Origin of the sequence: Oceanobacillus indicireducens, from assembly GCF_014647195.1 — a bacterium.
Lineage (GTDB): Bacteria > Bacillota > Bacilli > Bacillales > Amphibacillaceae > Oceanobacillus > Oceanobacillus indicireducens.
In genome coordinates this window covers 1-9,167 of the sequence record NZ_BMOS01000058.1, presented here as the reverse complement: position 1 = coordinate 9,167, position 9,167 = coordinate 1, and the positions used below count along the sequence as shown (strand labels likewise).

The window sequence follows — 9,167 nt, the reverse complement described above, 5'->3', positions numbered from 1 at the left end:
CCACTTTGGATTATTGTATCTATTAATTAAAATTGGTATGGAGTACATCCGCATTAAAAAGCATGTTGCTTTGAGAATAGCTTGAAATTATAATAGAGTTACAAAATGAGAGGGGTTATGTATGATAAAAGGTATAATATTTGATTTTGACGGATTGATTTTTGATACTGAAACCCATCATTACAATGTATTAAATGATATATTTATTGAACATGGCAGCACATTGCCACTTACGAAATGGCAAGAGCAAATCGGTACTCAAACCGATTTTTCACCATATGTTTATTTAGAAAAACAACTTAAACTAAAATTAGATCATAATGCTCTACAAGATACATTTGAAGAAAAATTACATGCTAAATTGTCTACAGAAAAAGCGAGAGCGGGTGTGGAGAATTACTTACAATCAGCAAACGAGCTTGGCTTAAAAATAGGTTTAGCCTCAAGTTCAAACTACGACTGGGTATCTACTCACCTAAAAAATCTAAATTTATTCGACTATTTTCACTGCATTAAAACTTCAGATGATGTTGAAACAGTCAAACCTGACCCTTCATTATATTTAGAAGCGGCAAAATGCCTGCAATTAGATGTACAAGAATGTTTAGTCTTTGAGGATTCAGCAAATGGTTCATTAGCTGCAAAAAGTGCTGGAATGTCATGCGTCATCGTACCAAATGAAGTAACAGAAGCGATGGATTTCTGTGAGGTTGATTATCGAATAAGTTCCATGTCTGAGATTAGTCTAGAAGATGTAATCGAGATTGTGGAGAGGGCTAATTCTAAATAGTTGTTTATAGTTGGTCTGGGTTAGATGCTGAGGTATTTGACCGTTTACGTATTTTTAAGGAATTCGATGTATTTAAAACAAAGGTAGATATGAGTATAATTCTTGGATGCCAAATAAGCTTGGTTGTCGTATAATGGTCATAATAAGCACTCCTTCAGTCTTTTTATGGTTTTATTGGTCTATTACCATTATACAAGATTTGGGGAGGTGCTTCTTTTTTGGTTTCTTGAATCTTTCTAATCGGTATTCCGATATTGCCTTGAGGGCTGATCCAATAATCTAGTATTCGGTACTTAAAATAAGTTAATTGATTGGGGGAAGGAGAATGGGAGTTTTGGAAAAATGATTGATTCCTCAGTCGCTCGTATAAACTTTTATTTGGCGGAGTGTTTGAAGGGGAACATATCGGATTTGTTTTTGCTTTTCAAGTATTACCAACTATTATCTTTGTTGCCTCTTCTATTTTGCTTCTATATTATTTAGGCATATGCAATTTTTGTCAACTACTCAGGCGGGACTTTCTCAAAGTTATTAATAAATGAGTAAAGCTCTACTTTATTGGATATGGAGTAGAGCTTATTTTGATTGGCATAGCGCTCTATTCTAAAAAATGAACTGCTGTTAGAAAAAATGGATTGTAGTGGAAACTCATTCTGGCTCATTGATGGGCCATGTGGACAGTAGTTAGCGGTCGTAAAATAAAATGAGATAATAACTTATTTAATTCTTTTCAGTTCCGCTTCTTGATCAATTGAACGTCTAGAAAGAACGTCAACTGTAAGATCTAACTTCTTCAGCTTATTCCGAATATCTGTTATTCCCTCAGCATTCTCTATGACTTGGTCTGAAACGCTCTTAATTTTCCGTTCCAAAGATTTAATATCCTCTTTTGTTGCCATCTTCGCTTCCATAGACTCCATTATCGTTTCCATCGCTGTAATTCTCTCGTTCACAGATTTCAGTTCATTAAGAATTAATTCGATTCCTTTTTCCGTCATTGGTTTTTCTCCTCATTTTAGAAGTCTTTAATCCTGTTCTATCGACGCACATGTAACATCTAGTGTTACCATCAAATTAAAACTAGTATACAATAAAATATATCTTTCTTTTGTTTATCCTATATACAGGATAAACAATATTTTTACCATTATCAAGAACGAGTGTTCATATTATTTTATGCAATTAAAGTCCATTATTCCATTTATTTTCATATATAAGTGTGTGTTCAACAAGGAGGATGAAAAAGACCGAGGTCGGTTAAGACTGAAACGTCCTGTTGCAACATCGACACTAGTACGTCCTGTGCGCCCGAAGTTCGAGGCGGCGAAGCTCTCGGCACCGGAATGTACACTCGTAGGTACATGAGGAGCGAAAAAATGAGCCAACGAGCTTCCACAGGAGGTGGTGAGTTCTACGTTGTCCACAGGACGTGGACGGTTGTAGTAGAACCTCCTCTTTTGTGAAGTGTCCTTTTCACCGGACTTTTTGAACAACCTCTATAATGGAACACAGAATTGCTTTGTTGGAATTGTTATAATGAAAGACTTGCAAAAAAGTTGGGAGTCAGTTTGAAAGACACTCCCGCATCCATATCTATTCCTGATCAAGAGGGAGAGTTACGACATATCAATATAGAAAAAAGTTGCATCCGATGGAGATTCGTATGGAACTGCAGAAGATAATGAATACGGCTATAAATTTGAAGTGGATAACGAATTAGATTGTGACCAGCATTTGTTGTTTGAAAGATTGGTGAAAAAAGTGGAACGTGCGCTGGAAGCTATCTATATAAAAGAGGGGACATTTCCAAATGGGCAGTATTATCAAACGATGCGTGGAGATTTGTTGGTAGGCAGAATAGAAAGCAGTGAAAATAGTTGGGATATTCCAGTTTTGGTCATTGATGATAAAGCCTTTTCCTGGGATGAAGTAGGAAAAATATTGATGAGTAACGAAGGTTTTCTGTTTTCGAATGGGTGTTTTTGATATGACGGATGATATGGATTGATGAATCAATGGTGGGTGCAATCTCTATTTTAAGAATTGCACGCATACCCAAACTTTCTAATTGGGTACCATAAGAAAAAGAGAGCATATTATAAAACATAGGCTCTCTTCCTTTATATTTATTGAACTAAAAAACGTTCCATTTCTTGTTTATTTAATTCCTCAGGAGTAACCCCTATTTCTTAGGGAATTGGTGTCTACCCCAATATTGAATAGAAGGAGACCGAAACTGATAATAACTTTAATCCCCTTTAATCAAAACATCAATCCCCCCTGCATTTCAACTAAATTATTAACTTATTCGTTAATCTGATATAATTTATATAAAGGTGGTGCTATTAATGTTAGAACAAAGCAATGAACCTAAAAGAAAATATGAATGGTTAAGCAAATGGGCTAAAATGACCGGTGAACGGGCTAGAATTGATGCAAAAGCTAATAACACATATATCGTATATGAAAGAGACGGAAAACTTGTAAAGGAATTCCCTGATGGTGATATTGTTCCGTTAAACAGTGACGGTGAAGATTAATGCATAGCCACAAACCAATATTCTTTGTATTTGCGGGCAATAACGGAAGTGGTAAAAGTACGTTGCGCAGCTTAATTATTGATAAAATTGGGGTTGATATCAATATTGATCCAGACGCTATCGCTCGACGAATTGACCCTGAGAATCCCGAGAGAAACAGATTTTCTGCCGGTAAGGAAGTCATTAGATCTGTAAATAAGTATATTGACGAAGGTAAAGAGTTTTCAATTGAAACAACCCTAGCTGGGAAAAATGCCATTAAACAAATGCAAAAAGCTAAAGAAATGGGATATGAAATAACGATGTTTTATATTGCGCTAGGTGATGTCCAGCAAAACATTGAAAGGGTCGCAATGAGAGTAAAGAACGGTGGTCATCACATTCCAACTGAAGATATTATCAGAAGGAATAAGACCTCGTTTAAACATCTTTATGAATACGCATATATAATTGATAACTTGATTTTAATTGATAACAGTGAGGATGATGGGGAGATTGTGCTAGAAGTAAATAATGGATTTGTTACTTTCGAAGCAATAGACCTACCTCAATGGTCACTTCCAGTTAAAGAATTATTTAGAAAGAATTAAAAATCTTATCGAGAGAGGTGGAGGGACTGACCCTTTGAAGCCTCAGCAACCAGCAATTTTTTGTATGGTGCTAATTTCAGAAGAATACCTGTGTATTCTAAAGATGAGTTAAGCGTATTGGCATATAATACATCTTTGCCCTTCTCTCATTTTTGATGGGGAGAGGGCTTTTTATGTGGAGGAAATGAAAAAATTTAGCTTTAAAGCCAAGCAAAGCGAGTAGAATAATTATATGGGGAGCACCCCATTAAATTCCAATAGTAAGCACTTGCGAAGCCTGTATATACAAGTTAAACTATAGATAGATGTTACATGTATATACAAGTACTCTCCGGCATTCGTTATAGCGGAACATCTTATATCGCCTTCACCTCACTATTGTTAGGGGGTTAGTGTTGCGAGCATTGGGTAAATAGAATAATAGAGATATGAATAGGAGTGAATAACAATGGCTTTACAGGGGAATGAAAAAGAAATCATTATTGCACCACTAAGTGGAAAAGTTACACCGCTTGCAAATGTTCCGGACCCGACATTTTCTGGAAAAATGATGGGAGATGGGCTGGCAATTGAACCGACAGATGGTAAAGTTGTTTCTCCAGTAAACGGAGAAGTAGTCGTCACTTTTCCAACAAAACATGCGATTGGTTTAAAAACAAAATCTGGAATTGAATTGCTGATTCATGTAGGTTTGGAAACAGTTCACCTGGATGGGGAAGGTTTTGAAATACATGTTGAACAAGGAGAGCAGGTAAAAGTTGGCGATCCCTTGATTACATTTGATTTGCAGCTAATAAAAGAAAGAGCAGCAAGCCATATTACACCGATTATCATCACGACTGGAGATTTGGTGAAGAGTTACGGGAAAACGAGTGACAGCACGGTTATTGCGGGAGAATCCAACTTACTGGAGCTTACACTACAAGGTGCAAGTGAAACAAATGTAAATACCGTTGAACCGATAGATGGAACGAAACAGGATCCGGAATACAAGGAAACGGCAAAAGAAATTGTTAAAGCAGTAGGGGGGCTAGAAAACATTCATGCTGCAACCCACTGTGTAACAAGATTGCGTTTTGCCCTAGATAATGAAGATGTGGTAGACAAAGAAGCACTTGAAGATTTAGATATTGTCAAAGGAACTTTTTCAACAAATGGTCAATATCAAATCGTAATTGGGCAAGGGACCGTTGATAAGGTATTCCAAGCCATGATCCGAGAAACCGGCTTAAAAGAAGCATCCAAAGAAGAAGTGAAGGCTGCCAGTGGGAAGAAGCTCAATCCGTTACAGCGCGGCATTAAAGTGTTGGCAGATATTTTTATTCCGATTTTGCCAGCGATTGTAACTGCTGGTTTGTTGCTTGGGTTAAATAACATTTTAGTCAATCCGATTTTCACCGATCAATCGATTATTGAGATGTTTCCTTCCTGGGCTGGTTTGGCAGATATGATTAACGTTATCGCTGTTACAGCATTTACGTTCTTGCCAGCTTTGATCGGCTGGTCTGCAGTGAAGCGGTTTGGAGGTAATCCATTATTAGGTATTGTTCTCGGGTTGATTCTCGTTCATCCAGCATTAATGCCCGCGAGTGATTATGCCATCGCTGCTGCGAAAGGTGAAGCACCAACATGGAACTTATTTGGGTTAGACGTGAATATGATGGGGTATCAAGGACAAGTACTGCCTGTTCTCGTTGCTGCATGGGTTCTAGCAAGCATTGAAAAATGGTTGAAGAAGCGCGTCATTGATTCATTGCAATTATTAGTCGTTGCACCAATCGCCCTGCTTCTAACAGGTTTCTTATCTTTTATTATTATCGGGCCGGTTACGTTTACGATTGGTAACTGGATTACATCCGGATTAATAGCTATATTTGATGCTGCACCACTGCTTGGCGGTCTTATCTATGGGGCAGTGTATGCACCGCTTGTTATTACGGGAATGCACCACACGTTTCTTGCGGTTGACTTACAATTGATTGGAAGTACGGGAACGACCTTCCTGTGGCCAATTCTAGCACTATCTAATATCGCTCAAGGATCCGCCGTTTTTGCAATGTTCTTAGCAGCAAAAAATGAAAAACTGAAAGGATTAGCAGGTACTTCCGGAATTTCTGCTTGGTTAGGTGTGACAGAACCAGCCATGTTCGGTGTTAATTTACAGTATCGTTATCCGTTCATTGCAGCTATAATCGGAACGGCCATTGCAGGAGCATTCATCACGGTTGGAGGTGTACAAGCTTCTTCAGTAGGTGTCGGAGGTGTCCCGGCTTTCTTATCCATCGCAAATAGCATGGGTACATTTTTCCTTGGTATGCTAATCGTTATTATTGTTCCATTTATTATTACACTTGTTATTGCAAAACGGAAACTAAAAAACTAGAATTGTGACGAGATTATTCGTGTTCGAAACGTTTTAACATTAAGAAGCTTGGGGAACAAGGGGATTGCTTAGGTAGTCTTCATGTTACCGCTGACTTTTCAATTTTCACCTAAAAAACAACAGGAAAGGGGTCTTCAACATGAGTGAGGCATGGTGGAAAAGATCCACAGTATATCAAATTTATCCGAAAAGCTTTTATGATACAACAGGGACGGGAACCGGAGACATCCAAGGTATTACCCGGAAGCTGGACTATATTAAAAAGCTTGGGGCGGACGTCATTTGGCTGACTCCAGTTTATAAATCCCCTCAAAACGACAACGGCTATGATATTAGTGATTATTATGCGATCGATCCTTCCTATGGGACGATGGAAGATTTCGAGGAATTACTTTCAGAGACACATCAGCGCGATATGAAACTGATTATGGATCTCGTTGTGAACCATACCTCGACAGAACATGGGTGGTTTCAACAGGCGGCTTCATCAAAGGATAATCCGTTCCGCAACTTCTATATTTGGGAGGCCGGAGAAAACGGTGGACTTCCGAATAATTGGCAGTCCAAATTCGGTGGTCCGTCATGGGAATGGGATGAAAAAACAGAGCAATATTATTTGCATTTATTCGACGTGACACAGGCTGATTTAAACTGGGAAAATGAAGGTTTACGTGAGAAGATTTTTGAGATGATGCGCTTTTGGGCAGAGAAGGGGATTGATGGCTTCCGTTTGGATGTTATTAACCTTATTTCCAAACATCAAGATTTTCCAGATGATCATATCGGTGACGGACGAAGATTTTATACGGATGGTCCGAGAGTCCATGAGTATTTGCATGCCATGAACCGGAACGTTTTCTCGAAGTATGATATGCTCACAGTAGGAGAAATGTCATCAACGAATTTGGAAAGCTGCTTACTTTACACGCAGCCGAAACGTGAGGAATTATCCATGACTTTCCAGTTCCATCATTTAAAAGTAGATTATCTGAATGGGGAGAAATGGACAAAAGCGCCGTTCGACTTTTTGGAGTTAAAACAAATCCTCTCCGATTGGCAAGTTGGTATGCATGAAGGGGGCGGCTGGAATGCCCTGTTCTTATGCAACCATGATCAACCACGCTCCGTTTCCCGTTTTGGTGACGACGTACAATACCATAAAGAATCCGCTAAAATGCTCGCAACAACCCTTCATATGATGAAAGGTACGCCGTATATTTATCAAGGGGAAGAAATCGGTATGACAAACCCCAATTTTTCTAAGATTGAAGAATACCGCGATGTCGAGTCACTAAATGCGTATAAAAACTTACAAAAAGAAGGAAAAACAGAAGAAGAAATCATCGGTATTCTGCAGCAAAAATCCCGTGATAATGGACGAACACCAATGCAATGGTCGGCAAGAGAACAGGCAGGTTTTACAACTGGCACTCCTTGGATAGATGTAGCGGATAATTATCCAGAAATTAATACAGAAAATGCACTGGAAGATCCGTCGTCTATTTTTTATCATTATCAGAAATTAATCGCGTTAAGGAAAAAGTACGATTGTCTTACAAATGGGGATTACCAACTTCTATTGGATAAAGACCCGCAAATTTTTGCCTATACAAGAGATTGGAATGGAGAAAGAATCCTTGTTGTCAGTAATTTCTACGGGAAAGACGCGACCGTTGATTTGCAGTTGGAAAAGTCTAAAGGCGTCCCGGAAGTTTTACTGTCCAACTATGAGGATTCTCCGCTAAACCTGGAACGATTACAATTACGACCATATGAGTCGATTGTTTATTATTGGAAGTGATGAACATTGCTGAAGAAATATTTAATGATATACAACGATTTGGTTAGGAAAATCGAGGAAAATGGATGGGCGATTGGAGACCTGTTGCCGTCGGAAAATGAGTTATCTGCGGAATATGAAACGTCCCGTGAAACCATTCGTAAGTCACTGGATCTTTTATCACAAAATGGCTATATTCAGAAAATCCAAGGAAAAGGATCCGTTGTGATTGATCGAAATAAATTTTCCTTCCCAGTCTCCGGAATTCAAAGTTATTCCGAACTGACGGAGAAATTAAAATTAAACAGCAGAACCAACGTGCACACCCTTGAGCGTCTGAAACCGGAGGATCAAACGGCTAAATTTTTAAAGACTGACTCGACGGAATCGATTTGGAATGTTATTCGTACCCGGGAAATCGACGGGGAGAGAGTTATACTCGATAAAGATTATTTCAATGAAAAATACGTGCCGATGTTATCGAAGGAAATTTGCCAGACTTCGATCTATGACTATATTGAGAACAAATTAAATCTTGTCATCGGTTTTGCAAAGAAAGAAATTGTGGTTGAAACACCAACAAAAGAAGACTACGAACTCTTAGACTTAGAAGGCTTCACAAATGTGGTTGTCATCCGAAGTCAGGTCCATTTAGAGGATACAAGCCTATTTCAATTCACAGAGTCCAGGCACCGACCAGATAAGTTCCGATTTGTGGATTTTGCAAGAAGGGTGAATTAGGGGTAGGTTTGAAATAAGTATTATGTTGTATAATACTGCTAATGTGTAGGAAGTTTTTTGAAATAGCGGCACAGCGTTTTTAGTTTCTTTCGTTGTGCTGCTTTTTGAGTATTATGGAGAAGTGGGTTATTTGATGTAAATGGAAAAAGAGAAAATGTTTAAAGATCTGATTAAACGCCTCCATGAGGATATTGCTTTTAAACTAAATTGTGGATTCCTCGTATCGGATGCCGTTCCGTCAATCTCTTGCTCTCGGCTTGTGACAATATTCTGGAGTGCGACATACTGGAGAAACATGATTGCTGGTAGTATGTCAGGAATTGCAGTTTTCAGTTTATTTGAT

At 38.5% G+C, this 9,167-nt stretch carries 9 protein-coding genes, 2 pseudogenes and 1 riboswitch; of the genes and pseudogenes, 10 read left to right on the top strand and 1 reads right to left on the bottom strand.

Going from position 1 to position 9,167, the window contains the following annotated elements; translation table 11 throughout:
- Nucleotides 1–121: 121 nt before the first annotated feature.
- Complete coding sequence (locus tag IEX94_RS19020; RefSeq protein WP_188859769.1) at nucleotides 122–790, top strand: HAD family hydrolase; 669 nt, start codon at nucleotides 122–124, stop codon at nucleotides 788–790.
- 716 nt (nucleotides 791–1,506) lie between these two features.
- Here IEX94_RS19020 and IEX94_RS19015 read toward each other — a convergent pair.
- Nucleotides 1,507–1,788 (bottom strand): hypothetical protein, encoded by a 282-nt coding sequence (locus tag IEX94_RS19015; RefSeq protein WP_188859767.1) that lies wholly within the window; start codon nucleotides 1,786–1,788, stop codon nucleotides 1,507–1,509.
- Nucleotides 1,789–2,298: 510 nt separating this feature from the next.
- Between IEX94_RS19015 and IEX94_RS20405 the strand changes: the two are divergent.
- The 9 genes and pseudogenes from IEX94_RS20405 to IEX94_RS18980 form a co-directional block, all read left to right on the top strand.
- A pseudogene (locus tag IEX94_RS20405) lies at nucleotides 2,299–2,472 on the top strand (hypothetical protein); the annotation flags it as partial.
- Nucleotides 2,453–2,554 (top strand): annotated as a pseudogene (locus IEX94_RS20400) (DUF7686 domain-containing protein); the annotation flags it as partial. The pseudogenes IEX94_RS20405 and IEX94_RS20400, both read left to right, overlap by 20 nt.
- Nucleotides 2,543–2,776, top strand: a complete 234-nt coding sequence (locus tag IEX94_RS19010) for a DUF7713 domain-containing protein (protein WP_442946242.1) — start codon at nucleotides 2,543–2,545, stop codon at nucleotides 2,774–2,776. The pseudogene IEX94_RS20400 and the gene IEX94_RS19010, both read left to right, overlap by 12 nt.
- 362 nt (nucleotides 2,777–3,138) lie before the next feature.
- Nucleotides 3,139–3,330, top strand: a complete 192-nt coding sequence (locus IEX94_RS19005) for a hypothetical protein (RefSeq protein ID WP_188859763.1) — start codon at nucleotides 3,139–3,141, stop codon at nucleotides 3,328–3,330.
- Nucleotides 3,330–3,920 (top strand): ATPase, encoded by a 591-nt coding sequence (locus IEX94_RS19000; RefSeq protein ID WP_188859761.1) that lies wholly within the window; start codon nucleotides 3,330–3,332, stop codon nucleotides 3,918–3,920. The genes IEX94_RS19005 and IEX94_RS19000 overlap by 1 nt, the downstream gene beginning before the upstream one ends.
- A 2-nt stretch (nucleotides 3,921–3,922) precedes the next feature.
- A riboswitch (SAM riboswitch) is annotated at nucleotides 3,923–4,030 on the top strand.
- A gap of 338 nt (nucleotides 4,031–4,368) precedes the next feature.
- Nucleotides 4,369–6,303 (top strand): PTS system trehalose-specific EIIBC component, encoded by a 1,935-nt coding sequence (gene treP / locus IEX94_RS18995; protein ID WP_188859759.1) that lies wholly within the window; start codon nucleotides 4,369–4,371, stop codon nucleotides 6,301–6,303.
- A 139-nt stretch (nucleotides 6,304–6,442) separates the two neighbouring features.
- On the top strand, nucleotides 6,443–8,104 hold the full coding sequence (gene treC / locus IEX94_RS18990; RefSeq protein WP_188859757.1) for an alpha,alpha-phosphotrehalase: 1,662 nt from the start codon (nucleotides 6,443–6,445) through the stop codon (nucleotides 8,102–8,104).
- 6 nt (nucleotides 8,105–8,110) lie between these two features.
- Nucleotides 8,111–8,824, top strand: coding sequence for a trehalose operon repressor (treR, locus tag IEX94_RS18985; protein WP_188859755.1), 714 nt, complete (start codon nucleotides 8,111–8,113; stop codon nucleotides 8,822–8,824).
- Nucleotides 8,825–8,978: 154 nt separating this feature from the next.
- Nucleotides 8,979–9,167 (top strand): hypothetical protein (locus IEX94_RS18980; RefSeq protein WP_229782809.1); only part of this gene is annotated, 189 nt, incomplete at its 3' end.